The sequence below is a fragment of the Candidatus Peribacteria bacterium genome, from assembly GCA_023038255.1.
Classification (GTDB): Bacteria; Patescibacteriota; Gracilibacteria; order Peribacterales; family Peribacteraceae; genus CALREJ01.
In genome coordinates this window covers 867,480-890,939 of sequence record CP082927.1, presented here as the reverse complement: position 1 = coordinate 890,939, position 23,460 = coordinate 867,480, and the positions used below count along the sequence as shown (strand labels likewise).

At 50.8% G+C, this 23,460-nt stretch carries 27 protein-coding genes and 3 tRNA genes; 8 read left to right on the top strand and 22 right to left on the bottom strand.

Annotated elements, in window-relative coordinates:
* Positions 1-75 precede the first annotated feature (75 nt).
* The 6 genes from K8942_04330 to K8942_04305 all read right to left on the bottom strand — a co-directional run bounded on the left by K8942_04330 (position 76) and on the right by K8942_04305 (position 7,480).
* On the bottom strand, positions 76-1,413 hold the full coding sequence (locus tag K8942_04330; protein ID UPA22250.1) for a S1 RNA-binding domain-containing protein: 1,338 nt from the start codon (positions 1,411-1,413) through the stop codon (positions 76-78).
* Positions 1,414-1,531: 118 nt separating this feature from the next.
* The gene (locus K8942_04325) at positions 1,532-2,248 is read right to left on the bottom strand and encodes a TraC family protein (GenBank protein UPA22249.1); all 717 of its coding nucleotides are present in this window, start codon (positions 2,246-2,248) and stop codon (positions 1,532-1,534) included.
* 1 nt (position 2,249) lies between these two features.
* On the bottom strand, positions 2,250-2,921 hold the full coding sequence (locus K8942_04320) for a PrgI family protein (protein ID UPA22248.1): 672 nt from the start codon (positions 2,919-2,921) through the stop codon (positions 2,250-2,252).
* Between the two features lie 88 nt (positions 2,922-3,009).
* Positions 3,010-5,604, bottom strand: coding sequence for an ATP-dependent Clp protease ATP-binding subunit (locus K8942_04315; protein ID UPA22247.1), 2,595 nt, complete (start codon positions 5,602-5,604; stop codon positions 3,010-3,012).
* A 194-nt stretch (positions 5,605-5,798) separates the two neighbouring features.
* Positions 5,799-7,061 carry an AI-2E family transporter gene (locus tag K8942_04310; protein ID UPA22246.1) on the bottom strand — a complete coding sequence of 421 codons (1,263 nt, stop codon included), beginning with the start codon at positions 7,059-7,061 and terminating at the stop codon, positions 5,799-5,801.
* A 32-nt stretch (positions 7,062-7,093) separates the two neighbouring features.
* Positions 7,094-7,480 carry a hypothetical protein gene (locus tag K8942_04305; GenBank protein ID UPA22245.1) on the bottom strand — a complete coding sequence of 129 codons (387 nt, stop codon included), beginning with the start codon at positions 7,478-7,480 and terminating at the stop codon, positions 7,094-7,096.
* A gap of 95 nt (positions 7,481-7,575) precedes the next feature.
* On the opposite strand from K8942_04305, the gene dusB reads away from it, so the two are divergent.
* A complete protein-coding gene (gene dusB, locus K8942_04300; protein UPA22244.1) occupies positions 7,576-8,538 on the top strand; it encodes a tRNA dihydrouridine synthase DusB in 963 nt (320 codons plus the stop codon).
* Positions 8,539-8,813: 275 nt separating this feature from the next.
* On the opposite strand, the gene K8942_04295 is transcribed toward dusB, so the two are convergent.
* From K8942_04295 to K8942_04280, 4 genes are all read right to left on the bottom strand, one after another.
* Positions 8,814-9,170 carry a hypothetical protein gene (locus tag K8942_04295; protein ID UPA22243.1) on the bottom strand — a complete coding sequence of 119 codons (357 nt, stop codon included), beginning with the start codon at positions 9,168-9,170 and terminating at the stop codon, positions 8,814-8,816.
* 81 nt (positions 9,171-9,251) lie between these two features.
* On the bottom strand, positions 9,252-9,566 hold the full coding sequence (locus K8942_04290; GenBank protein UPA22242.1) for a hypothetical protein: 315 nt from the start codon (positions 9,564-9,566) through the stop codon (positions 9,252-9,254).
* Positions 9,567-9,668: 102 nt separating this feature from the next.
* On the bottom strand, positions 9,669-10,376 hold the full coding sequence (gene rplA / locus K8942_04285) for a 50S ribosomal protein L1 (protein UPA22241.1): 708 nt from the start codon (positions 10,374-10,376) through the stop codon (positions 9,669-9,671).
* 99 nt (positions 10,377-10,475) lie between these two features.
* Positions 10,476-11,111: a hypothetical protein gene (locus tag K8942_04280; GenBank protein ID UPA22240.1), complete on the bottom strand. Its 636-nt coding sequence runs from the start codon at positions 11,109-11,111 to the stop codon at positions 10,476-10,478.
* Between the two features lie 194 nt (positions 11,112-11,305).
* Here K8942_04280 and K8942_04275 point away from each other — a divergent pair, with 194 nt between their 5' ends.
* Positions 11,306-11,677 (top strand): four helix bundle protein, encoded by a 372-nt coding sequence (locus K8942_04275; GenBank protein UPA22239.1) that lies wholly within the window; start codon positions 11,306-11,308, stop codon positions 11,675-11,677.
* Between the two features lie 27 nt (positions 11,678-11,704).
* Here the strand turns inward: K8942_04275 and rplK are convergent, their stop codons facing one another.
* Positions 11,705-12,133 carry a 50S ribosomal protein L11 gene (rplK, locus tag K8942_04270; protein ID UPA22238.1) on the bottom strand — a complete coding sequence of 143 codons (429 nt, stop codon included), beginning with the start codon at positions 12,131-12,133 and terminating at the stop codon, positions 11,705-11,707.
* Positions 12,134-12,199: 66 nt separating this feature from the next.
* A complete protein-coding gene (locus K8942_04265) occupies positions 12,200-12,784 on the bottom strand; it encodes a hypothetical protein (GenBank protein UPA22237.1) in 585 nt (194 codons plus the stop codon).
* Between the two features lie 177 nt (positions 12,785-12,961).
* On the opposite strand from K8942_04265, the gene ruvB reads away from it, so the two are divergent.
* On the top strand, positions 12,962-13,972 hold the full coding sequence (ruvB, locus tag K8942_04260; GenBank protein ID UPA23148.1) for a Holliday junction branch migration DNA helicase RuvB: 1,011 nt from the start codon (positions 12,962-12,964) through the stop codon (positions 13,970-13,972).
* Between the two features lie 105 nt (positions 13,973-14,077).
* On the opposite strand, the gene K8942_04255 is transcribed toward ruvB, so the two are convergent.
* Positions 14,078-14,260 (bottom strand): hypothetical protein, encoded by a 183-nt coding sequence (locus K8942_04255; protein UPA22236.1) that lies wholly within the window; start codon positions 14,258-14,260, stop codon positions 14,078-14,080.
* A gap of 173 nt (positions 14,261-14,433) precedes the next feature.
* On the bottom strand, positions 14,434-15,543 hold the full coding sequence (locus K8942_04250) for a glycosyltransferase (protein ID UPA22235.1): 1,110 nt from the start codon (positions 15,541-15,543) through the stop codon (positions 14,434-14,436).
* A gap of 2 nt (positions 15,544-15,545) precedes the next feature.
* Between K8942_04250 and K8942_04245 the strand changes: the two genes are divergently transcribed.
* Complete coding sequence (locus tag K8942_04245; protein ID UPA22234.1) at positions 15,546-16,037, top strand: hypothetical protein; 492 nt, start codon at positions 15,546-15,548, stop codon at positions 16,035-16,037.
* On the opposite strand, the gene K8942_04240 is transcribed toward K8942_04245, so the two are convergent.
* The 4 genes from K8942_04240 to K8942_04225 form a co-directional block, all read right to left on the bottom strand.
* Complete coding sequence (locus K8942_04240; protein ID UPA22233.1) at positions 16,013-16,795, bottom strand: SDR family oxidoreductase; 783 nt, start codon at positions 16,793-16,795, stop codon at positions 16,013-16,015. The genes K8942_04245 and K8942_04240 overlap by 25 nt on opposite strands.
* A 403-nt stretch (positions 16,796-17,198) precedes the next feature.
* On the bottom strand, positions 17,199-17,450 hold the full coding sequence (locus tag K8942_04235) for a GIY-YIG nuclease family protein (GenBank protein ID UPA22232.1): 252 nt from the start codon (positions 17,448-17,450) through the stop codon (positions 17,199-17,201).
* Positions 17,451-17,554: 104 nt separating this feature from the next.
* Positions 17,555-17,821: a hypothetical protein gene (locus K8942_04230; protein ID UPA22231.1), complete on the bottom strand. Its 267-nt coding sequence runs from the start codon at positions 17,819-17,821 to the stop codon at positions 17,555-17,557.
* Between the two features lie 80 nt (positions 17,822-17,901).
* The gene (locus tag K8942_04225) at positions 17,902-18,513 is read right to left on the bottom strand and encodes a hypothetical protein (protein ID UPA22230.1); all 612 of its coding nucleotides are present in this window, start codon (positions 18,511-18,513) and stop codon (positions 17,902-17,904) included.
* A gap of 55 nt (positions 18,514-18,568) precedes the next feature.
* On the opposite strand from K8942_04225, the gene K8942_04220 reads away from it, so the two are divergent.
* Positions 18,569-18,874, top strand: a complete 306-nt coding sequence (locus tag K8942_04220; GenBank protein ID UPA22229.1) for a hypothetical protein — start codon at positions 18,569-18,571, stop codon at positions 18,872-18,874.
* On the opposite strand, the gene K8942_04215 is transcribed toward K8942_04220, so the two are convergent.
* Both K8942_04215 and K8942_04210 read right to left on the bottom strand, forming a co-directional pair.
* Entirely contained in the window at positions 18,869-19,630 is a 762-nt protein-coding gene (locus tag K8942_04215) for a dienelactone hydrolase family protein (GenBank protein ID UPA23147.1), read from the bottom strand. The genes K8942_04220 and K8942_04215 overlap by 6 nt on opposite strands.
* A gap of 165 nt (positions 19,631-19,795) precedes the next feature.
* Positions 19,796-21,994 (bottom strand): restriction endonuclease, encoded by a 2,199-nt coding sequence (locus K8942_04210; protein ID UPA22228.1) that lies wholly within the window; start codon positions 21,992-21,994, stop codon positions 19,796-19,798.
* A gap of 127 nt (positions 21,995-22,121) precedes the next feature.
* Between K8942_04210 and K8942_04205 the strand changes: the two genes are divergently transcribed.
* Positions 22,122-22,197 (top strand) — tRNA-Lys (locus K8942_04205).
* Between the two features lie 3 nt (positions 22,198-22,200).
* Here the strand turns inward: K8942_04205 and K8942_04200 are convergent.
* Entirely contained in the window at positions 22,201-22,443 is a 243-nt protein-coding gene (locus K8942_04200) for a hypothetical protein (GenBank protein ID UPA22227.1), read from the bottom strand.
* 23 nt (positions 22,444-22,466) lie between these two features.
* Here K8942_04200 and K8942_04195 point away from each other — a divergent pair, with 23 nt between their 5' ends.
* Positions 22,467-23,234 carry a TatD family hydrolase gene (locus tag K8942_04195; GenBank protein UPA22226.1) on the top strand — a complete coding sequence of 256 codons (768 nt, stop codon included), beginning with the start codon at positions 22,467-22,469 and terminating at the stop codon, positions 23,232-23,234.
* Between the two features lie 6 nt (positions 23,235-23,240).
* A tRNA-Arg gene (locus K8942_04190) sits at positions 23,241-23,315 on the top strand.
* Positions 23,316-23,355: 40 nt separating this feature from the next.
* Here K8942_04190 and K8942_04185 read toward each other — a convergent pair.
* Positions 23,356-23,429: transfer RNA gene (locus K8942_04185), tRNA-Gly, on the bottom strand.
* Between the last annotated feature and the right edge of the window lie 31 nt (positions 23,430-23,460).

Below are 23,460 nucleotides of genomic sequence, written 5' to 3'. Positions count from 1 at the left end.
ATCGACCTATATGAAAATCGGAGGGATGACGGTCGTCACGCATCCCTCCGATTTTCATGAGTTATAAAGCAGTCATTACGCAGTGTAACCTGCTGCTTCTGCCTCTTCTGAAGTCTTGAATTCCACGCGGTTCTCGTCCTTGATCTTCTTTGCAGCCGCTGTGTTTGCATCGTAGTACTTCTTGCCATCCTTGCTGGCTACGAAGCCTTCCAATTTTTCCTCGGAATCCTTGGCATCGTCGGAATCTTTTGCCTTTGCCGCCTCTTCCTCAGCCTGTTCGCGCTGGATACGCTCAAGTGTCTCTTTGTCGATTGGCTGGAGAGCTTTGATGGAGAGACCGATGCGGCGTTCGTCGACATCAATGTTGATGACCTGTGCTTCAACCTTCTGACCGATGGTCAGGGCCTCGGACGGATCAGCCACTTTGTGGTGGGCGATTTCGGAGAGGTGCACGAGACCGTTGATGTCCTTCTCCAGGCGGAGGAAGGCACCGTAGTCTGCAAAGCGCACGACGGTTCCGGATACTTTCTTTCCAACAGGGTAGCGCTCAGCAACCTCTTCCCATGGGTCCTTCGTGAGCTGCTTGATGGAGAGGCTGAGCTTGTCGCCATCGACGCCAATGACTTTGACGCGGACGCGGTCACCCATTTCTGCGTATTCAGCCGGGTTCTTCACATGGCCCCAGGCGATTTCAGAAATGTGCACGAGACCTTCGAGACCATCAAAGGTCACAAAGACGCCGAATTTCACAATACCGGAAATGATACCGTCTTTCTCTGCGCCGATTGCGAGACCTTCGAGAGCCTTGGAGCGCTCTTCAGCCATCGCGTCACGCTCAGAGACAACGATCTTTCCTGCTTCCTGATCCATCGTCACGATTTTGACCGTGAAGGTGTGACCAATAAACTTTGCGAGGCGGTTGATGATTTCTCCGGAGTCGGCGTTGTTGACGCGCGGGTAGTTGACCGGAGCGAGCTGAGAGACCGGGAGGAAGGCGCGGATGCCGTCGATGTTGGCAATAAGACCACCCTTGTTTGCTTCCTGAGCGGTGAATTTCATGGTGCGCTCTCCTTCAATCAGCTTGTGGAAACGATCCCATGCCTTGCGCTGAGACGCCATGCGGAGGCTCAGAACAACGAGTCCTTCATCGTTTTCATCTTCAAGCACCAGTGCGCCGACGGTGTCGCCGACTGCCAGTTCCTTGAAGGTGTTGAATGAATCGCGGAGTTCGCGGCCAGAGATGATACCGGTAGCGACACCCTGGATATCGAGGAGGAGTTTGTTCTTCCCGCGGAAGACGACAATGCCTTCCACAAGTTCGCCCGGACGCGGACGGAAAATAGCAGGAGACTGCTCCATGAGCTTCTCCATCAGTGCGTTCACTGGTTCTTTGACGAGTGTTTTTGGGGACATAAAAACTGGGGTGCAAGGGGAGAGAATAAAAAGGCGATCAGTGCTCTTGCACGAGCAGCACCAAATCGACCGACAGTATGCTTCTATGAAGCCTATTTGTCAATTATCACCGTTTTCCTCAGAGCGCGGTGGCTTCCAGCCCCAAATCTTCCATACTCTTCGGAATCTTCTGGTTCTGGCTCGTTTTCGGGTTGTAGGTCTGATAGAGCATTTCAATGAGATCGCGGGTTTCCAGGCGCTTTACGTGAAGCCCGATGTTGCTGAGGCCGGAGGAAATCAGGTCCACGCGCTCGTTGAGCTTGGCTGCAGCGGTTGTGAATTCGTGGCTGCGGATGCTCGCTTTCGCGGCACTGTCATCCGGATGGAGCCAGTCAAAGAACTGCTCAAACATCGTTTTCTTACGGTCGGTGTGGTCAATGGGCACAATGACATAAAAGCGCTTCTGCATGATGTCGGCCATCTCGATCAGTTTCTGCATGAAGAGCACATAGGAAAGTGTCTGGTTGCGGAGGAGTTCGTTCTCCTGCTTTTCACCGATACCTTTTACCACTGCCAGGTATTCATCGATATTCGTGCGGGTGGAGCGGATGACAATCTGCAGCGGGAAGGTGAGCGTGTTCACAAACGCGCCGTATCCGGCGATGATTCCCTGCTGCTCCGTTTCGCTTTTGAGATTAAAGTTCAGCGCTTCGACCGCAAGAACGGCACGCATGCCGCCGTTTTTCAGGATGATTGTATTGTTGCGGACTTCGCCGACCGGGAGCGAGCGCTGCGTGGAGAGCTTGCTGGTGTTCTTGCGTGTGCGCACGGTGCTTTTAGGTTCTTTGTCTGGCATGTCAGGCGGGGGAGATATCACGGAAAATCGAGACGGAACCGGTGACGGGGGCAACACCGTCCACACTCTGGCCGTTCACAGCGGGGCTGACAGAAATGCGCGTTGTATCGACAGGACGCCGGATCACATTCGGGTTGTCGCCACTCATCAGTTCCTCATCAGTATCAAGCGGTTCGCCACCGGAGAACAGTTCATCATCACTGACGGGAGCAGGAACAGGCGGCGGGACCGGTGCGTTTCCTGTATGCAGGTCCAGCAGGTCGCTCAGTTCATCGAGTCTCTGTACTTTCTTTTCTGCAACAACAGGACGGCGTGCCGTTTTGTCCTCGGCCACCGTGTGGAATGTACGGACGTTGATGATAATACCGCGGCGCGGTGCCCATGTTCTGGTGCTCGGTTTGTTCATGCGCTCCAGAAGAAGAAGGCACAGGCGCATCATGCTGAGGTCATTGATGCGCACGAATGCAAAGATGACAGAGAGAGCGGCCGGGAACCAGATGAGAATCTGGAGGGGGATTGCGATAGCGCCGTATGCCTGACTGATGGAGACGAACATCGCGTAGCTGAAACCACCACCCAGCGCGCAGATGATCACCTGCTTGAGGGTCAGAGGGCCGACAATGCGGTCCTCAATGTAGACGTTCTGCGGGATTTTGATGGGTTCAATCGGCATGGATATGTGTGTCAGGAAATCTGTTTAGTATAGCAGAAAAAGGGGTGCCGAACCAGTCTTTGGCTCAGACACCCCGTTTCAGGCATGTTTAGACGATCGCCATTTCCAGTTCTTCCTTCACAGAACTGCCCTTTTTGGCCTTTCCGTGCATTAATTCCAGTTTTTCATCAGATTTGCGGATAACTTTGATGATATCTCCTTTGTGGAACACACCTTTCAGAATATCTTCCGCAATTTCATCTTCCACGAGTTCCTGGATGACGCGGCGGACCGGACGGGCGCCGTATTCCGGATCGAAGCCCTTGGTCGCCAATACATTGATAGCCTTCTGTTCAATCTCCAGTCCGTAGCCCTGCTCCTTCAGGCGCTTCTCAAGTTCTTCCAGATGTGTCTTCACAATCTTGCGGATATGCACCTGATTGAGTGCGTTGAAGACAATAATATGATCGATGCGGTTGAGGAACTCCGGACGCATGTTGTCTTTGAGTTCTGCAATCACTTCCTGGCGCTTTGCTTCATATTCACTCTCTTCACTCTGTGCTTCATCTTCCAGCTTGAAGCCGATCTTCGCAGCCTGCTTCGTCAGCTTTGCAGCACCGATGTTCGACGTCATCACGATGATCGTGTTTCTGAAGTCGACCACCTTTCCCTGACCGTCGGTGAGGGTGCCGTCCTCCAGAATCTGGAGGAGGAGATTGAAGAATTCCGGGTGAGCTTTCTCCACTTCATCGAAGAGCACAACGGAGTATGGCTTGCGGCGGACAGCTTCGGTCAGCTGACCTCCTTCTTCGTACCCCACGTAGCCTGCTGTGGCGCCAATGAGACGTGAGACGTTGTGGCGCTCCATGAACTCGGACATGTCGATTTTGATCAGCGCGTCGTCGCGGTGGAAGACTTCGCGTGCCAGTGTGCGGACAAGCTCTGTCTTTCCGACTCCTGTGGGTCCCAGGAAGAGGAAGGAGCCGATCGGGCGGCGGCTGTCGCCGATACCGACTCTGGACCGTCGGATGGCCCGGGAGACTTTGCGGATCGCATCGTCCTGACCAATCACATGGGCGCGGAGAATCTGTTCGAGGGTTGCGAGACGCTTCACTTCCGGCTTCATCATTTTCATAACTGGAACACCCGTCATGCGGGCAACCACAGCCGCGATATCATCAGGCGTGATGGCGACCGGCGTGCGCTTGTCACCGTCTGCAGCGGCAAGCATGCGTTCGCGCTGTTCTTTGAGTTCCTGCTGTTCCTGCTTGAGCTTGAGTGCCTGATGGTACTTCTGCTCCTTTACGGCTTCCTGCTGCTTCAGTCCGAGTGTTTCCAGCTTATCTTCTACAGCCTGGAGTTCTGGGGAAATCCGTGCGTGCTGGAGGCTCTTTCCGGCGGATGCTTCATCAATCACGTCAATCGCTTTGTCCGGCAGGAAACGTTCTGTCAGGTAGCGGTTGCTGAGTTGTACAGCAGCTTCAATGGCATCGTCACCAATCGAGAGGTGATGGAATTGTTCGAAAGACTGCTTGAGCCCCTTGAGGATTTCCACGGTGTCTTTGAGTGTCGGCTCATCGACCTGCACCGGCTGGAATCTGCGCTCGAGGGCGCGGTCTTTTTCCACTGTGCGATACTCGTCGAGAGTGGTTGCGCCAATCACCTGAATGGTGGCGCGGCTGAGGGCGGGCTTGAGAATATTTGCAGCATCGAGCGATCCTTCTGCACTTCCAGCGCCGACCACCGTGTGGATTTCATCAATGAAAAGGATGATCTGTTTGTCGCTCTGGACTGCCTCTTTGATAATGTCTTCAAACCGCTGCTCAAATTCACCGCGGTACTTGGTACCCGCTACGAGTGATCCCAGATTCAGCACGAGCACGCGCTTGTTTTTGAGAGAGTCGGGAACCTTGCCGGTTGCAATTCTCTGTGCGAGACCTTCGACAATCGCGGTCTTTCCGACACCCGGTTCACCAATCAGCACAGGGTTATTTTTTGTCTTGCGGTTGAGGATATGGATCACGCGTTCAATCTCATTGTCGCGTCCGATAATCGGGTCGATCTTATTCTCGCGCGCCTTTCCAACGAGGTCATCTGTAAAGTAATCAAGTGCAGGAGTCTTGCTGTTTCCGTCACCACGGCGGCGCTTCAGGCCCTCCGGTTCTGCACCGGTCGGCTGACTGCCGGCAATGGCACCCTGCAGTCCGTGGAAGAATGATTCCAGTGACTGTTCGACATTCTTATTCTGCTGGCGGAACTGGGAAATCTGACCGAACATTTCTTCAATGTGCGACTTCAGTTCTTCCGGATCGACCTGCATGTTTTCCAGCAGAATCGTACCGGCGTTTTTTCCGGTGGAGACAAGGGCGTAAAGCAAATGTTCTGTGCCCACGTTCGTGTGGCGGAATTTGTGTGCGGTCACCACAGACTGCTCAATCACCGTGTGCAAAAATGTGGAGAGCCCGTGCTTCACGTGCTTGCCCTCAATGCTCGGCGTTTTCGAGGCCTTCAGAAGAATGCGGACATTCTCCAGTGTGACGCCGGCTCCGGTAAAAATAGAGAAGGCGAGTGATTTTGGAATGCTGAGTAAGCCCAGTAACAGGTGCTCCGTCCCGATGTAGGTATTCTGCATCGTCTTTGCTTCCTGCTCTGCAATCTGCAGTGCGAGCTTTGCGTTCGGGGTGAAGCGGTCGAAGGGGTGCATAACGGGATGGGTTATGGGTTACGAGTTATGGGTTATGGGTTATGGGGAGTCGTATTAGAGGGAATTATCACTCTAGCATGGAGAGTGCTATACACAACTAACTTCCGGAGATTTTATCATATTTCTTGGTTCCGGCGGAACTGTGCAGGCTCCAAAAACGTGTTCTTTTTGGGCAATGCAAAGAAAAGATGTCTTCACTGCTTGTGCGTTGGAGGAGTGCGGCGGAAGTCATCCAGGAAGATGGTAATAATAGTGGTGACGGGAACTGCCAGCAGAAGGCCGAGGATCGGGTGGATGATGGTCGGGAAGCTGAGGGCAGTGAGCATCGCAAAGATGATGGCAATCGGCGAGAGGCCGACCGCACGCTTCATGATGAGGGGTACGAGGAGATTATTTTCACACCACTGAATGACGTAGTACACGCCGGCAATAATCAGTGCCCAGACAAACCCGCCTTCTGTCAGTGCAATCAGTACGGACGGGATCGCTGCAATGAAGGGGCCGACATACGGAATGAATTCCGTGAATCCTGCAAGGATCGACAGTGTCGCCGCATACGGCATGCGCAGAATCGTAAGAGCCACAAACACGAGCAGGCCGATGCTGAGGCCAAGCAGCATCTGTCCGCGTGCCCACTGTCCGATCTTCTGCTGCATCGCTTCTGTCTTCGTATCCATGTATGCGCGGTAACGCGGCGGGAAGAAGCTTCTGTACCAGGAGCGCAGATGTTCACGCTCGAGCTGAATGAAGAATGCGAGCACCAGCACAATGACCATATTCACAAAGAAATCGAGCACGCTGCCCGCTACTTTTGTTGCAAATGCAAAGGAGCCCTGCGCAATAGAGGTCATGTTTGTACTCACCGTCTGCAATGCATCCGTAAAGCGGTTGATGGAGAGGTTTTCGAGTGTCACACGGACAAACTCTGTGAGCTGCTGATTGACATCCGGTCCCACAAGCGGCAGAGAAATCTGCGGGTTTGTGAGGAAGGCGTTCACGCTGTCATTAATAAGAATTGCAATCTGCTGCAGCTGGGTCGCGATGATCGGAATGAAGGAGAGGACCAGGAACAGGAAGATACAGAGTGCCAAAAAATAGTGGATCAGCACGCCGATACCGCGCGGAAATCCCATCCGTTCCATCATCCGCACACCCGGATCAATAATCGCCGCCACAAAGAACGCAAGCAGCATGAGAATCAGTTTGTCGCGCATGATGACAAGCATCCATGCGCCGACGCCAATGGCGAGAATAATGAGCGTCACCTGCACAATGTTCAGCAGGGAGAAACGAACTGTCAGATCGGGTTCACCGGTCTGTTCGTCGACATCCATCAGCTCCGCGCCCGCCGTGTCACGTTTTTTCAGCTCCTTTGCTTTGAGGAATAAATCCTGTGCCCGCTTTCCGAGGATGCGGAAGGAGGTGAAGTTGTCTGCTGCCTTTTTCTTGGAAGCCATACGGGTGGGAGGGATGAGATTGAGGTTAAGGTTTAGGTTCCGAGGACGACGTAGAGGACGAGATCAAGAATCAGAAAAGTACATGTTGCCACAACCAGGCCTCCGATAGACCATTTTAATCGTTCTTTTCCAGCTCCTTTATCTCCTTCGCCAATGTATGCGATGGCCAGTTGATAGCCGGCGTACATCACGTTCACGACGAAAAATGTTCCGACAAAGCTGTACACGAAGGTAATGAGATGTCCGATAAACTGCGGAATACAGGCGCTACTGAGGTAGCCGGTCGTAAAATTGCATCCGCCGATTCCATTGACCACAACCCCCTCCTGAAACTGTGCAAAGGCTGCATCGGTCGCAGTCACCATCCACAGGAACAGGGCGGCAGTAGCGAGGGCCGGTAAACGGGCTTCTTTACGCATGGAAAGTGCTTCTACGATACGCAGTTTTCCGCTATTCTTGGAGAGCAAAGCCGTGTTTTGGCTCGCATTTTAAAGACATTGTGTTTCTTTCACTCATGGCGTTTTCCTGGTCCACTGCCGCGCGCCCCATTGTTGCCCTCGCCCCCATGGCGGGTGTGACCGATGCATCGTACCGTCAGCTCATCAAAAAAATCGCACCGGAGACTGTGGTATACACAGAATTTTTAAGCACGGATGCGCTCGCGTTCGGTGGCAAGAAAACAATGAAAATGATGGACTTCGATCCCGCTATTGAGCGGCCGTTCATTGTGCAGGTGTTCGGGCATGATCCGAATCATTTCCTCGAAGCGGCAAAAATCATTGAACAGGCTGGTGCGGATGGTATCGATATCAATATGGGCTGTCCTGCAGCAAAGGTCGTGTCCTCGTGTCATGGTGCCGCGCTCATCCGCAAGCCGGAACTTGCTGCTGAGCTTGTTGCGGCAACCGTGAAAGTAGTCTCGATTCCGGTCAGCGTGAAGACGCGACTCGGGTGGGACACCGATGAAACACTGATTCCGTTCTGCCAAAAACTTGAAGAGGCAGGCGCACAGGCATTTGCGATCCACGGTCGCACCTTCCAGGATAAGTTCACGGGAAAGGCGCGCTGGGAGAAAATCTACGAACTCAAAAAAGCGGTGAAGGTCCCGGTTATCGGCAATGGTGATGTGTATTCTGCTGCAGATGCACTGGAAAAAATCGGCAATCTCGACGGTGTGATGGTCGGACGGGGGACATTCGGAAATCCGTGGGTGATGCGCGATATTGTCGATGCACTGACCCTCGGAAAAGGCTCGGCAGACTCTTCTGCACCACGCACATTTGAAGAAAAAATCCCGATGATCCTTGAGCACTGCGAACTTGCCGTCAAAATCAAAGGAGAACAGAAGGGGATGCTGGAAATGCGCCGGCACCTGGCTAGCTATGTGAAGGGATTTGATGGTGCATCCGACATGCGTCAGAAGCTGGTGCGTGTGGAGACGTTTGCAGGGGCGAAGGAGATTCTGTTCGGTCGGTAAATTCATTCTTCCTGCACATTCCTATCTTGCCAATCTGTCTAGTATGTCGATCATTTCGGCTACTGTGAGAGCAGAAATATTGGAAATACTTTGCATCGCATTTCTCATGGGTTCTACAAACTGACGTCCGCGTGCTCTTTCTGTATATGTTAAAATCTCTTCAAGCGTTAAGCCTGTATCTGAACCATCTATTTTATCGATTGATTTGAATGGCATTGTAGAAGTGGAAAAGAAATCAAAGGAAGCTTAGCGATGTTACTCTGCTCTGTAATCCATCAATCAGCTTTCGTTTGTTCGTCAAAAGGCCGGACAGCGGTGTCACCCCCCAGTGCGTTTCGCAGTTTTTTCTGTAGATCAAACTGAGATCTTGCTGTCACTTCAGTGGTTGGTAGTGCCCTGAAGACAATCGTGGGGTCTGGTCTGGTGCTATTTGGAAAAAGATCTTCGAGCGTTCCCTGAAGCATCTCTGTTTGCCGCTTGATAGGGATTTTTGAAAACCAGGATGCGGAAATCAACTTTCGGATAGTACGCTGAGGATCTTCCGGCGCATCTATTTTCTCATGGGCAATAGCCATCAGTCTCGCAAGTTCTGGATCTATTTCTGCCACGTCAGGGGAGTCTGCATTGAGCATTGTGTGTCATCATACTATGACAAATATTCTTGTCTATCCCTGCTTTTCTGTATGAAATATTGCGACGCGCAAAAGACAATATTACGCAGCTGCAAGCTCTCTGGAGTGATGGCTATCAATAGGTTCACCGACTATTGGATTCTTTTCTACAGCTGCCTGTCCTGCAAAATGGGTAGCAAAGACGACATTGCAGGCACCTTCAACCATTGCCATGACTTCATCAATATTTGCAGGAACACTATTATTGAGTCTGATTGTTTCCCGTACCTGCGCTTCCACTGCCTTTCCGTATGCTTCTCCAATGTGCACCAATGTGTGTTCAACAGTGAGCTCTGGACGAGCGGCATAGAAGGCAGCTGCTTCAGTGCTTTCATCGGACGGGATTTCAGAAGGCATAGAATGAAGGGGAATACGGAAAAAGATACCCTCTTTCCGTGGCATTGCAAATTACAAAAAACGGGGCCGAAGCCCCGTTTCAGATTACTATGAGTGACTGCATTACAGCTGAATTTTCACGCCCGGACCCATGGTCGGAGCAATGTTCAGAGTCATGATGTAGGTGTTCTTGATTCCTGACGGACGAGCTTCCTCGATACCGGCGATGAGAGCCTTGAGGTTCTCTGCAAGTTTCTTGCCACCAAAGCTGACTTTTCCGAACGGTACGTGGATGATGCCGAACTTATCCATCTTACATTCAATACGTCCTTTCTTGAGTGCTTCGATCGTCTTTCCGACGTTCTCTGTGACCGTTCCTGCCTTCGGGTTCGGCATGAGACCTTTCTGTCCGAGAGACTTGGCGATCTTACCGAGGTTTTTCATCATAGCTGGCACGGCGATGGCGACATCGAAGTTGATTTCTCCTGCCTCGATAGCGGCAATGAGATCATCGTTTCCTGCAATTTCTGCACCTGCCTTCTTTGCTTCATCAATCAGATCATCCGGAACGAATGCTGCGACGCGGACGGTCTTACCGGTTCCGTGCGGCAGGTTCACTGTGGTGCGGACAAGCTGGTCAGCCTGTGTTGTGTCTGCGTTGATGCGGACGTGTGCTTCTGCAGTCGCATCGAACTTGGTAGTGTTGAGCTTTGTGATAAGTTCCGTTGCTTCCTCCATGGAATACAACTTCGTTGCATCAACAAGAGCCGCAACTTCGCGGTACTTTTTGCCACGGACTTTCACGCGCGGCTGTACTGTCTGCTTGGACATAAAAAGAGGGGGGATGTGGTTCAGCGTCTCGCCAAAAGCGGACTCCCACAAATACGTGCGCACAGTATGCCAAGAAAGGCTTACAGATGCAAGAAATGCCTATTTAGCCTTCTTTGCTGCAGGCTTCTTGGCTTTTGAGGCAATCACGGTCCTGGGCTTCAGGACAGGGGTGGGGCGTGCGACAGCAGCCGGCGTGTGCGGTTTAACGGTAAACCAGCACAGCAGGAGTCCGTAGAGGAGCATCACCAGATGCACGTTCCACCAGCCGTAGGTCTGTCCGCTAGCGCCCACGAGGAGCTCAAGAATGAAAGACAAGCTGGCAAAGAGAGCAACAAGGAGACCGATAAACTTCCAGGAGTAGAAGAAGAGAGCTGCAGGAATTGCCTTTGAGATGCTGTCGACTTTCTGGAGCATGGAGTCATGCCAGAGGTACGTGATGCCGCCAATAATGAAAAGCAGCAGGAGCCCGAGGTAGGTGTTACTTGTAAGAATCTGGTGTGAGACGACTGCGTGTACTGCAGGGAGTCCGCCTGCGGTCATGAGAATGATGCCCAGTGATTCCGCCAGATAGCCGTACGCAGCCATTGCCAGTGTTTCCGGCTTCGTACCAGCGCGGGACAAGCCCGGAATGACAAGGACCGCAAAGAGAAAGAGAACGGCAATCGGCAGGAAGAAACCGGAGACAATACCGACAGATTGAAACATTGCGGAGACGGTGATGGGGGTCAGGGGCATTAGCGAAATCTGGGAGGAGGATTCTATCGTATGTTTTAAAGCAGCCGTATGCACGTTATTGCGATTGCGGCTCACGAGAAAGATGATCTTTTAATGATGGATTGGTTATGAGTTATCGGTTATGGGTTATGGGTAGGGTGTACGGATATGCACTAAAAACTTGTAAAAAAGTTTTGTTGTTATAAAAAAGAAAGATGCAATCGTATCGTGATTTAGAGGCCTGGAAAAATGGCCTGGATCTTATTGAAGAGATCTACAGGCTGACTGAAAAATTTCCGCGTACAGAGCTCTATGAGATGACATCACAAATGCGCTCAGCATCAACGAGTATTCTTGCAAATCTGGCAGAAGGTTTTGGACGTTTTACCTACGCTGATAAAGCTAATAAATACACAATTGCAAGAGGTGAGTGTACGGAGGTTGAGGCGTTTCTTTATATAGCTATTCGCATTAAATTCGCACCACAAGAACATATTCAAAAAGCTCTTCAAATAGTTGAGAGACAAAGAAGGCTGTTATCTGGGCTCATTGAATCAACAAAACGCAATCTCCAAAAATCCCCATAACCCATAACTCATTACCCATAACCAACGTTACGCAGCTTCAACCGTGATTCCCATGCTTCTAGCTGTTCCTGCGAGGGAGTGCATAGCGGACTCAATGTCTTTCGTGTTGAGATCCGGCATTTTGATGGTTGCAATCTCGCGAAGCTGAGCCTGGGTGATGTTGCCGACTTTCTTCTTGTTCGGTTCGCCGGAGCCGTTCTTCACTTTGGTGATTTCCTTGATGAGTTCGGCAGCCGGAGCTTGCTTTGTGACAAAAGAGAATGTGCGGTCCTCGTACACTGTAATCTGCACTGGCACGAGCTGTCCCATACGATCCTTCGTCGCAGCGTTGAACTGCGTGCAGAATCCCTGGATATCAACACCCGCCTGACCGAGGGCCGGACCGAGTGGGGGAGCAGGGTTTGCCTGTCCGCCGCGTGCTTGCACTTTGATGACTTTCTTGATCTTCTTTGCCATAAGTTCGCAGATAGTAATGATTCCTCTTCACGAAGTAAAGCGGATTCTTTGTGGGAAATAGAGGTCTTATTTCGTGGTGATCGCCTGAATCAGCGTATTCATCATCTCTTCCTTGCCCAAAACGATATGGAATTCGTACAAACGTTCACGGACACGGACGAATACGAGACGTTCTGTGCTGAGGGATGGGTCCACAAATGTCAGGTAGTTCCGGACAGGGCCGGTCGGGCTCTGCAGCGTTTCATCCTTCAGATCACGCATGTCTGCTGAGAATGCCGTCAAAAGTGCTTCCTTGAGGGAAATGAAGTAGGTTTTGACCTTCGGAGACTCAATCCATGTCACAGATCCTGCGCGGTCACCATCCTTCAGAATGGCCTGAGCTTCTATTTCTGTATCGCTTCCGCCAATCTGCGCCAGGAAACTGAGGTCGCTTGTAGACGAGGTTGTGAATCCTTCTGCTGCAATAATCGTTTCAACATCGGGACCGCTCTGCTTCCGTACGCCCCCAACTGGAACAGATGAGATCGTTGAGCCGCTTCCAGACCGTGTCACGGTTCCGTGACCTGCAGACAGGTAATAATCAGCAGCACTGAGACCGCCGAGGAATACCAGTAAGAGGCTTGTGATAATGATTTTGCTGCGGGACGTCATAACACAGGAGAGAGAACATTGCCCATCATACGTGCAGGACACCGTAGAGGGAACAGATGGGACAGGAAGGGTATTAAATACTATTATTAATATTGTGTCAATACATGGTTTGGGGTGTCTGTTTCATCTGCTACACTCATTTCCGTGGCGATAAACAGACAGCCGCGGCAAGTTCCCATTCTGCAACCGACAGCGGTTCCTGCGGAGTCTGATGTAGTAGAACAGACATTACGGCCGAAAATCCTCAGTGATTACGTGGGACAGAGCAAGATTAAGGATCATCTCCTGATTCATATTGAAGCTGCTCGGAAGCGCAAAGAGCCTCTGGGGCATACGTTGCTGCATGGACCTCCCGGACTCGGCAAAACAACGCTCGCACATATCATTGCTCAGGAAATGCAGGCGCAGGTGCGGGTAACCAGTGGACCGGCTATTGAGAAACCGGGTGATCTCGCGTCACTCCTGACGAACCTCGCAGAAGGAGATGTGCTGTTCATCGACGAAATTCACCGACTGCGTCCCGCTATAGAAGAAGTGCTGTACGGAGCGATGGAAGACTGCGTGCTGGATATCATGATCGGCAAAGGTCCGACAGCGCGTTCGGTGCGTCTGACGATCAAGCCGTTCACGCTTGTGGGTGCGACAACGAAAGCCGGTGCAGTCAGTGCGCCGCTTCGCGATCGTTTCCTGCATAACTTCAAACTCGGATTCTACGATCGCGCAGAAATGCAGAGCATCATCGAACGGTCTGCTTCTATTCTTGGGATTGCCATGGAAGGACTCGCTGCACACCGCATTGCCTCCGCCAGCCGCGCAACCCCGCGCATCGGCAACCGTCTAATCCGTGCTGTCCGCGACTTTGCCCAGGTGCGTGATGAAGAGGTGATTAACCTTGCCTGCGTGGAAAAGACGCTCTCATCACTCGATATCGACGACGAAGGACTGGACGCAACAGATCGGTCGCTCCTGGACACAATTGTGACTGCATTCGGCGGTGGGCCGGTTGGACTCTCGACTCTTGCAGCAATCCTCGCCGAAGAAGAGGAGACACTCGAAGACGTGTACGAACCGTACCTGATGCAACAGGGCTATCTGCAGCGCACGCCGAAAGGCCGTATGGCAACAAAAAAGACGTATGAACGACTTGGTAAAATACCGCCGGAATCTGCGCAGATGGGACTTTTATAGGTAACCAGGTATCGGTCACCGGTCACCGGGATGTGAAAAATGCTTTGTCTTTGGAGAAAGCTTCTTTAAAAAGCGCCGATACCTGATGTCCGGTGACGGATATCCCTAAATAAAATCCTTCTGTAGCCATTCCTGCTGCGTCCGCTCCACAAATCTCTGGTGCCTCATATTCCGGCGGGATACTTTATTGATAAACATCATCCGGCCGCGGAGGGAATAGACTGCCTGGACCGAACCGTCTGCGCGGGCGACGGTGACAGGGTGAGCGCTTGCGAGAGCTGGGAGCATGAGAAAACCGCTTGTCAGAGCTGAAAGAGCCAAGAGTCGAAGCGGAAGTTTCATGAGAGGGAAGTGCTGGAAAAGTGAACGTCTTCTGTCCATTGAAAGAATACCTCTGTCGGAATGCCGGGCAAGACACCTCCGATTCTTTTGTGGATAGTTGTCTAGCGCAAATTTTGTACTCAGTGACCGTTGCTCATCAGGGTTTTTATGGATGAATGCAACTTTTGTACAAACTCAGATTCTCTGAACTTTTCCGCCTGCTCTCTGCACTTTTGGACTGAGTATTTTTTTGGATCGAACTCATGCAGGATTTCCATCAAAGATTCGGGTGTTTCTGCGTCAAAAAACGCTCCGGTTACCCCATCCAACACTGTTTCTGTAATGCCTCCTTCACCATGTCCCACGACCGGTGTTCCGGACGCCATGGATTCCAGTGCAACAAGACCGAAGTCTTCTTTGCCGGGGACGATGGTTGCGGTTGCATCTCTGTAGAGTTGCTTCAGCTCATCATGATCTTTGTATCCAAGAAAATTGATTGTCGGTCCGGCGATGGACTGCAGTGCAGCCTTCGATGGGCCTTCGCCGACAATCTTCAGGGGTAGTTTCAGGTTGTTACAGGCGTGGATTGCGATGTCGATGCGTTTGTAGTCGACGAGGGAGGAAACGATGAGGAATTGGTGATTGGTTATTGGTGATTGGTTATTGGGGGCTTTGACGAACCAATCGTCACTTATCGGCGGGTAGATGATGTCGCTGTTCCGGTCCCAGTAGAGCTGGATGCGGCGCTGCACTTCTTTGGATGCGGCAATGAGCATGTCCGGACGTGGGGCGACTTCTGCGTCCCATCTGCGGAGTGTGTGAAATGTGGATTCCAGATAGATCTTCTTCAGGAATCCAAGCGGTCCTTGCGACGCACGATCCACCACATCATGTGTCCGGTCCCACAGATAGCGGGCAGGGGAGTGCACGTAGCACAGATGTTTGGGTTTGCCGTTGGTGATGATGCCGTGCACGAAGGCAGACGAACTGCTGATGACCAGATCAAACTCCGAAAAGTCCCAGGCTTCCGCTACTTTCGGGAATTGCTTCAGGTACCGATGATGATTGAAGCTGGCAGGATTTTTGATGCCGGGCCGCACTCTTTCTTTTGGAAACCATTCCCCAAGCTTTTTCTCGTCGTAGAGCAGCGTGTAGATCGGGGCGTCCGGAAACGTGCGCGCAAGAATCCGCAGGACGCGCTCGGCGCCGCCACGCATGGTCAGAAGCTCATGGACGAGGGCTACTTTCATGCATGCAGTGTAGCGAGTGTCTGTGTGGAACCGAAGCGCTGTTCTGTATTGATCTCTGTTTCAAGCAGGGGAATGATTCCCGTATGGACAGTATTTTTCATGAAGACACGGGGCTGCATCCGGTTTCAAAGAAGTGCATCTTCGTGAATCCCCCTGAGCAGGATGGTGACGATGTTGCTGGACGTATGGAGCGAATGCTCCGGTCATCCAAGAAGACACCTGAACAATTCCAGACAGAGATTGTTGACCGGATTGTGGCATTTTCTCAGCGTTATGCAGAGAAGATCGCCACTGTGCTGGTGTCTACTGACGGAGAGGAGGTGAAGGTGGTTTTCGGGATTATCGGAGGGCATCAGTCGGAATTTTTTGATGCAGTAAGCGATCTGGGTTTCGATCTGTCCGATGCGGGTTGGCTGACGAATTGTATGGAATTTCCTTCAGACAATGTCGCTCAGCTGATTGATTTCAGTCATTTTGAAATGGATGGTGACTGAACAAACCGTGCCACTTTTGCAGCGGTACTGATCGGGATAAAGCGTGTCACGAATGCGCCCATTCTGTTTTTCCAGCCGGGGATGATCAGTGTTTTTCCTCGCATGCAGGCATCAAGTGCAATCCGTACAACGTCTTCTGCAGTCATGAGTTCACGTTTAAAAAGTTTGGACGAACCCAGGTGTGCGTTTTTTTCGAAGCTGGTTTTGGTGGGGCCCGGACACAGGCAGGTGATGGTGACGCCTGCCCCCTGCAGCTCGTTGCTCAGTGCTTCGGAAAAGCTGAGGACATAGGCTTTGGTTGCGTAGTAGACCGCCATCAGCGGGCCGGGCTGGAAGGCGGCAGTCGAGGCGACGTTCAGGATGCGACCGTGTTTACGGGTGATCATTTGTGGGAGGATGGCGCGCGTGAGATCTGTGAGTGTGCCGACATTCAGATTGATCATCTGGCGTGTGCGGGTGGGATCGGCGTCCTGGAATAATCCGAAGTCGCCGAAGCCTGCGTTGTTAATCAGGAGATCGACAGGCGTGTCTTTGATTGCCTGCATCAGCGTGTCGGTCGCATCAGCCCCCGAGAGATCGAGAGTGATGATCTGGACGGTGATGCCATGGCTCATGCGGAGTTCCTGTGCGAGTGCTTCCAGCAAGTCTTTGCTGCGCGCAACGAGGATCAGATTCCAGGAATGATTGGAAAGCTGGCGTGCGAACTCAAGCCCAAGTCCTGCAGATGCGCCGGTAATCAGAGCGGTTTGCTTTGTCATAGATGCACTATAGAGAGCAGAACCGCTCTGTGACAGCGATTAGCCGAGGATGTAATACAGGATGCCCCAGCCGCCTCCGAAGACGACGGCGATGACGATAGCCAGGAGAAGTTTACGCATACAAATGGGGGAAGGGGTTCTGGGTATATGACGTTTGAATGAGGAAAGTATGACACTGTTCTTTGTATCTGGATTTCCCTCCGGGGGCCGCTGCCGCGGGGGCATTCTTTTTGCTCGTGCAGCAAAAAGAATCAAAAAGTGCGGTCCGGGCCAGCCGCCCCTCCGCTTGCCCCTTCACCCCCGGGTGGCCGGACTCCACCCCGTGAACGACGAACCTTCATTTTCCCTTTGGGAAAATGTTTCTGGTGGAACTTTTTGTTTTATTTCATCTTTAATCTCACGCTCATCCCTTAATCTTTTCTAAGAGCGATTCCTTTTTTAACTTTGGCCATTTCTTTACTTCAGCTTCACGCTTTCGTGCTTCAGACAGTGTTTCAAATTCCTCACTGTACACAATCTTCACTGGTCCGCGGCTGCGTGTGTATTTGGCTCCTGTGCCGTCGTTATGTTTTGCTTCACGCTCTTGAATATCGATCGCGGTTCCTGCATACAGCGAGTCATCTGCGCAGCGGGCGAGGTAGAAGTAGTGTGGCACGCTGAGAGTGTAGCGTTCTTTGTTTTGTTTAAAAAAGACTCAACGACGAGTTGAGTCTTTCTGGTAAGCAATTGCTTACCGGCGCGAAAAGCGATTCCTGTGGGCTAGTCTTGTGGCGGCATTGCGTAAAATGCAAATCCATTTGCATCCTGGCCTTCCATGAATTCGAGTCCGCTTTTCTGAGTGAGGTGGATACCCTTGGATGGGTCCTTGCCCTTCGAGATCAGCACCGCCAGAGTTTCTCCTTCATGGAGTAGATCCAGCAGTGTATTGATCGTCACAGGATTTGGCTTATCAAGCAGACGTCCGGTTGTTTGGATGGCGCGAACAAAGTCGAGGCCTTCTGCTGTAATCGTGGGGGCTGTAACCATAAATCTACCGCTCCATTTCCTGTAGGAGGTATGAATGATCGCCTTTCGCTATGATTACTATAATTAACATTCAAGTTAAGTCAATCATGCGCATTTGCAGAGTCTTTCGTGAAGAGGGCAATCAGAAGGACGGTCATAAGGCTCCCAATCAGATTCGCGACCAGGTCCCATCCTGTATTGATGTAACCACCCACATTCGTTCCCGGAATCATCAGGGTGGCGGCGAATTCAATCACTTCATTCAGGGCACCGAGTCCCATCCCTGCAAAGGCACAGAGTGCGAGGATGCCGAGGGTGGGTTTGATGTTTGGGTATCCGCCTTTGAGTGCCTCCCAACAGACCCAGGTTGCGACCGCAAAACCGTACGCGTGTGTCGGGTTATCGTATTTGATGTAGCCGGGAATAATCCACCAGCTGTAGAGCACTGCATGTTCGCCGGCGTGCGGCCAGGATTCTGGAATTTCGAGTAAGCCGCCAAGCATGTGCATCAGCCCCCAGAGGCTCAGTGCCCAGAGTAGCCCTTGCGAGAAGTGGACTTTGCGATCGATGAAAACAATAATCACCGCAAACAAAATCACGATCCCGATGTAGAAGAGGAATTCGGTGTTCTGATGTGCGAGCGCAAACGGCGTTGCGATCAGCATGTAGAGGGCGGTGAAGAGTCCGACGGGGAGGAGTTTGTGGAGGGTCATAGTGTAAGTGTAGCAAAATTTTGGCATTTGCCCTTTCTGTATTTACACTGATGACATGAAACACTCCCGCCTCATCGCCTCCATCATTGCCGTCATCCTCATTGTCATCACGCTGCCGGTGTACTTCACCATTAACGGACTGTCCTTCATGGCATTCGATTCTCCCGATGCGCTCGGTTGGTCCTTTGCAGTTGTGGGAACCGTTATTGGCGTCAGTCTCCTCTCTGTGGTTGGTTCATTGATCGGGAGTTTGCGTCTCATCCGTCATCAAAAAATCGGAATGGGACTGGGAGTCAGCCTCATTCCGATTCTTGTATTGGCGATTTTCTGGGTTTGGCTTAGTCAGCAGTCATTCTCATAAGCCGGAGAGCAGCGTCTTCATACGCTCAAAGGCGGCATCTCTCGCTGCCTTATTTTCCGGTGTGCCCGTGGGATCTTCTCCAAGTCTCATGAAGGCGTGGCCGGCACCTTTGTAGATGACAGGGTCGTACGATTTTCCTGCGGCCTGCATCGCTGTTTTTGATCCTTCGATTGATGCGTTCACACGTTCGTCCGCACCACCGTAGAATCCTTCAACCGGAGCGGCAATCGTTTTGTAGGCGCTGGCATCCGTCGGGCCGGTTCCGTAAAAGACCATCGCAAGGTCGAGATCGCTTCTCTGTGCCGCAAATTCAAACGACTTACTTCCGCCCCAGCAGAATCCTGCCGATGCGAGCTTGCCGTTGGAGGCGGGGATTGCCTCAGCCCAGTCTGCGACTGCTTTCAGATCAGACTGTACGCTTGCTGCATCCAGCTGACCGATCGCCTTGGTAGCATCGTCTGGAGTTGCGAAGTCGCTTGTCTGTTCATGTGCGGCATCAAACTCCGAAAGGAGATCGGGGGCGACTGCAATGTAGCCAGCCTCCGCCACCTGATCCGCCATGCTGCGCGCCCAGTCGTTCAGTCCTTTGTTCTCGTGAATGAGAACAACAACCGGACGCTTATCTGTCGTTTCCGGATACACAACAAAGGTGTGGATTGTCTTGTCGCCGTTTTTCACTTCCACCCATTCCTGATGGCGCGGGGAACTGTTGAGTCTGTCGAGACTGTTGTCTTCGCTGCTCATTTCACTGTGCATGCTGTGGTCATCTGATGCTGTCTGGTTGCCGGTGACACTACCTGTCACATTTCCTGTGCACGATGCGAGGATGAGGGCCGATGAGAGGAGAAGGATTTTTTTCATATGAGGGATATGATACCAGCATTGTTGGGAGCGGGTAGTTTTTTTGGAGTTTTTTGGCTGCTAAAATCCTGCATCAAACATACGTTCTATTTCCTTATCTTCTGAAGCAACACCTCCTCCAGATGACCATCTCCCGCCTTCGTAGTCATCATCGTACTCAAAATCCGGACGAGTACGTTCAACGGCTTCTTGTAAACGATCAATGTCGCTATCAAAATTGAGTCGGAAGTACGTATTAATTTCCGCAATATCGTCGATGTATTCCATCACCTCTCCTTCGTCGCCAATGAAGTAGTCGTCATTGTCGAATTGTAGACAGCCGTCTCCCATTTGCGAGAGATCGCTCGCAATGTCACTTGCTCGTTCTTCCAGTGGAGTGACATCTATATTTTCTCTCTTGATCAGTTCCTGCAATGTCATGCGATTTATGGCGTCCATGAAGGAGCGAAGGGAGTCTATGTCCTGCACCGTTTCGGCAAAGAGGTCGAATGTCTGTTGATAGTCGATATTGAGGTGCGGTGTATTGGCGAGGAGCGTAAAGAGAGCGCTATCAATATCCTTATTTTCAATCAATTCCTCGATCTCTTTTGTAAGGAAATGCACTACCTCTTTGTTATTTGCAAATGCGGTAAACCAATCAAGCTTCTGGCTGTGAGTTTTTCTCATAGAACTCGGAAGATGCAAACGTGCTTTCACTAATTCAATGTCAACTGTGTGTAAGTTGATATTGGCGTAAGCTACCACTTGCTCCCAAAAGATCGCATGTTCAATCATATCTGCAATCAACATCGGTTTTTCTTTGATTCGCGCAAGGAGAAAATCGGCAACAGAAGGGTCGTAAAAATTGAGAAAAATATCATCATCTATTTTATTGACGGTAATGAGCGAACGCTCCAATTCTTTTATTGCATGGGGAAAATCGTTTGATCCGCGCGTGCGATGTTGCACGGAAGTGGTGTGTGTTTCGTATGCCTCCCATGCCCTTTCGATACGCGATGCCTTCTCTCCATTGCGAAATCCATAGAGTGTAAAAAGCAGTGACTTGGAGCTTTCTGTGATTTGTTTTTCGAATGCATGACTCCAGATAATAGACGGATCATTGAGTTGTTGTATTGCTTCTTTTATGAATGCAGCAGCGCTATGGACGTCAGTCCGTGCGGTTAAGTGCAGAATAATGCGCGGATCATAGTTTTTGTGCCCGATAATTTGCATATAACCTTTATTTTTGCATAAATCTTCCTTCAGCTTTTTTGGAAGTGGCGAAAAAAACAGGTGATTGTAAAAGATGCGTGCACGTTCAATTTTAGTGTAACTTTCAAGATCGATAATGCACTTCGAGAAATCCACTTTCTGCTGATCCAGTGTTTCATATTGGTCTTTTGCCTGATTCAAGATATATTCACGGGTTGTAAGGATCAGCCGCTTATTCTTGGATTTTTTGATCTTTTCAATAAACGTCAGAATGCGTTCATCTTCGTTTTTGGTCAGGTACTGGTGTAAAAAATTTTTACCCAGAAAATCGTCATAATAAAATACCTGCTTTTTACCTTCGCTGAACATCGTGAGCCCTTCGGTTATGTCGCCAGAAATGTGGACGAGTTCATATCCTTTAGAAAGGTAATGATATGTGATCATCCGTGCCAATGTCGTTTTACCAATACCGGGTTTGCCCGAAATAACACAGTATTTGTGCTGTTTCAGTAGAACCATTGCTTCTTGGTAGCTTTCATTTTTCACATAGAGCTCGAGATCTTTTGCAATTTTTTCTTCTGTGAATTCTGAAAGATTTTTTGTACTGCTGTGGAGAATTTTTTGCAGAACGGTTGCATCTGGTAGCCACAATTTGCAATGCCCCTCAAGGATGTCCTTGTGGACGCGAAGCAGCTGGTTTACTTCTTTTTCTCCAATGATATCGGCGGGATTGGTAATGTACGGCTCGAACATTTTCTCTATTTCCTTTTTGTTTGAGGGGGTAAGAGTTGCTGATGTGATAACAATGTACCGATCCGGCTTCAGTGCTGTTACTTTCTTCACTTCTTTCAGAAGCGAGCTTCTGAGATCACTCCATTTCTGGGTTCGTTTACATTGGATGATAGTTGTTTTTTTGAATGATGTTTTTGCAATATGCCGCAAATCAATGCCGCCATCCTTGCCATCAGAAAACGCTTCAAGGTGTAACCCTAACTTCTTTTCCAGCAAATCGTGTACTAATTCCTCGAAGTCCACTGGAGAAAGCCGAAGAAAGTCATATGTACTCATAGCTACTAGCAGCAGGGAGCTATTCAGTAATGATACCTGCATCTGAATATATACCAAAAACAGGCATAAATATGCCATAGAAGAGCATTGAAGTTGCAGAATAGTATGTCTATAGTAGACCGGCTCCGGGTCGATAGCTCAGCTGGTAGAGCAGTGCCCTTTTAAGGCATTGGCCGTGGGTTCAAATCCCACTCGACCCACCAATCTTATTGTGTGCTGAGAATTTTGCCTGCACCTGCTTTTGCTTGTGTGATAGCTATAAAGAGCCTTGCCTGTATATCACCTGGGCTTCGCTCTGGCAGGCTTTCATTAAAATCCATTCCTGTTTCTGATGCACAAGTGATGACATATCGTGCGTCTACTTCTGTCATTCCTCCTCTGTGACGATATATGACATCTTCGCCAACACTGTCTTTTTCAATCCACGGTGCTTCTGACTGGTTTTCCATAGGCATCATTGTATCCTCTTTTCATGATTGATTCACACTGTCATTTAGCGGACGCCCAATTTACGGACGATCTCGATGCTGTCTTGAAACGGGCGAAGGTGGCGGGGATTACCCGGATGATTACGATTGCAGATAGCATCTCTGAGGCTGAGAAATGTTTACAGATTGCCGAGAAACACGAGCACATTTTTTGTACAGCAGGGGTGCATCCGCATCATGCGAAGGACTGGAAAAAGGGAGATGGGGAGCGCATCAAAGAGCTGATTGCATCATCAAAAAAGATGAAGGCGGTGGGGGAGATCGGGCTCGATTATCACTACGATTTTTCGCCGCGGGACATGCAGCGCGGAGTGTTTCTGGAGCAGCTGACCATCGCCCGTGAACTCGGGTTACCTGCTGTCGTGCACTGTCGTGAGGCCGTTGCCGATATCCGGACCATTGTGGAAGAAGTGGAGCCTTTGCAGCTGGTAATTCATTGTTGTACGGAAAAATGGGACGATATTTCCTGGGCGGTGGAGCTTGGACATTTTCTGTCGTTTACAGGCATTGCAACCTATCCGGCCTCGCACGATATCCGCGAGACCATCAAAAACTGTCCGCTCAAACAGATCATGATTGAAACCGATGCGCCGTACCTGGCGCCCGTTCCGCACCGTGGCAAAAGGAATGAACCTGCGTACGTGGCGGAGGTCTTGAAGTGCGTTGCCGAGATAAAAGGCATCAGTGTGGAAGAAGCGGATCGCGTAACCACGCAAAATACGGTAGAGTTTTTCGGCTTACTCAAGGGATAAGCGCTTGCCCCCGTAGGTTAACGGATAGACCGCTGGCCTCCGAAGCTGGAAATACAGGTTCAATTCCTGTCGGGGGCACCATTCGACTCACTGCCTTCGCACATGGTGAACCACTTTTGGCTGGAGCGGGATACGGGAATCGAACCCGCATCTTAAGCTTGGGAAGCTCACGTACTACCACTGTACTAATCCCGCGAAAATAAGGTCGAGAATAAGGTTAGGGTTG